This is a genomic window from Vibrio sp. 10N.222.46.A1, from assembly GCF_041473595.1.
Taxonomy (GTDB): Bacteria; Pseudomonadota; Gammaproteobacteria; order Enterobacterales; family Vibrionaceae; genus Vibrio; species Vibrio tasmaniensis_A.
Genome location: NZ_JBFRSN010001207.1, coordinates 1 through 1785, shown reverse-complemented (window position 1 = coordinate 1785; position 1785 = coordinate 1). Strand labels below are relative to the sequence as shown.

The following is a 1785-nucleotide window of genomic DNA, read 5'->3' as shown; positions in this document are numbered from 1 at the left end:
TGAAGTATTCATACTCAGCGAAGATAGGAGCAAGAGTTAGTAGGTCGTTGCGTAATTTCACGCGAGCTGCTTCAGATTCTTCAGCGTTGCCTTTAACGATCTTCTCTGCAACTGAATACCAGTTACGCTCAATTCGGTACATCATTAGACGACTGTTACCACGAGCAACCGGGTATACAGGCATCAATGGTGGATGAGGGAAACGCTCATCTAGGTATTCCATGATGATCTTAGAGTCATATAGAGCAAGCTCACGATCAACAAGAGTAGGTACTGATTTGTACGGGTTCAGTTCAACAAGCTCTGCTGGTAGATTTTTTTCATCAACCAACTCAACTTCAACACTTACGCCTTTTTCAGCAAGAACAATGCGCACCTGATGGCTATACATATCAGAAGCACTTGAGAAAAGAGTCATTACAGAACGTTTATTGGCAGCTACAGCCATGGAGCCCTCCAGTACACTTTAAATAAAAACAATGGAGGCCTAAAGCCTCCATTGAACATTAACATAATTTGGGAATTAGCACGGTATTATAGCACAATTAGTGCACATCACGCCAATACTCTTTCTTCAGCAAAATCACGATGATAGTGAAGATTACTAAGAAGGCCATTACCCACCAACCCATAGCATGACGCTCAAGTTGAACAGGGTCGCCCGAGTAAACCAAAAAGTTAACAAGGTCACGAACTGCTTCGTCATACTCACCAGCACTTAATTCGCCAGAACCATCCGTTTCAGTGCCAACAACAACCTTAACTTCCTCACCATCGACCATGTGAGTATCGTAGATTGGCGTTGGGATACCTTGTAGCTCTTCAAGAACATGCGGCATACCAACACTTGGGAAAACCAGGTTGTTCACACCAAATGGACGAGACGGATCTTCATAGAAAGTACGAAGGTACGTGTATAGCCAATCTGCGCCACGAACACGAGCAACCAATGTTAGATCTGGTGGTGGAGCACCAAACCAACTAGCAGCTTGCTCAGAAGGCATAGCGTTAACCATCAAGCTACCAATTTTCACTTCAGGATCGAAGATCAGGTTTTCCTTCATTAGGTCTAAAGGAATCTCCAAATCATTCGCAACACGTTCATAACGTTGGTACTGCGTTGAGTGACAAGCGAAACAGTAGTTCATGAACATCTTAGCGCCATTTTGCAATGAAGCTTTGTCTGTTAAATCATTGTTTGCTTTGTCTAATGGTACGCCTGCACCCGCTGCCATCGCTAGTGACGGCAACATAGCAAATAAAATTACAATCCACTTTTTCATTTGAATGTCACCCTTTCTGGTAATGGTTTCGTCGCTTCATTTTTACTGTAGAACCACAGCAGAACGAAGAACATGAAGTAACCTAAGCTAAAGATTTGAGCTAATAGCGTGTATGTAGGCGTTGCTGGAAGCGCACCAAGTACACCAAGCGCAATAAAGCTTATTGTGAATTGGATGATGTTAATCAAATGCAGTTTGCTACGGTAACGGTAAGAACGCACTTTACAACGGTCGAACCATGGCAGTAGGAATAGCACAACAATTGAAGCGCCCATTGCAACTACACCTAACAGCTTATCTGGAACAGCACGAAGTACAGCGTAGAACGGCGTGAAGTACCAAACTGGAGCAATATGCTCAGGTGTTTTCAGCGGATTTGCAGCTTCAAAGTTAGGCGGCTCAAGGAAGTACCCACCCATTTCTGGGTTAAAGAACAGCACGTAACAGAACAAGAATAGGAAACCAGCAACACCAACCATATCTTTTACCGTCCCGTATGCTG

At 43.8% G+C, this 1785-nt stretch carries 2 protein-coding genes and 1 pseudogene; all 3 read right to left on the bottom strand.

Features of this window, described 5'->3' with window-relative positions; all coding sequences use genetic code 11:
* On the bottom strand, positions 1 to 448 hold a 448-nt coding region (locus AB4496_RS25240; RefSeq protein ID WP_372132569.1), incomplete at its 3' end, for a glutathione S-transferase N-terminal domain-containing protein.
* Between the two features lie 97 nt (positions 449 to 545).
* Positions 546 to 1283, bottom strand: coding sequence for a cytochrome c1 (locus AB4496_RS25235; RefSeq protein WP_009848942.1), 738 nt, complete (start codon positions 1281 to 1283; stop codon positions 546 to 548).
* Positions 1280 to 1785, bottom strand: a pseudogene (locus AB4496_RS25230) (cytochrome b); the annotation flags it as partial. The gene AB4496_RS25235 and the pseudogene AB4496_RS25230, both read right to left, overlap by 4 nt.

Bases quoted from the DNA above. Each gene is read 5' to 3' on its own strand.
- AB4496_RS25235 (WP_009848942.1), bottom strand. From the start codon at position 1,283: ATGAAAAAGTGGATTGTAATTTTATTTGCTATGTTGCCGTCACTAGCG.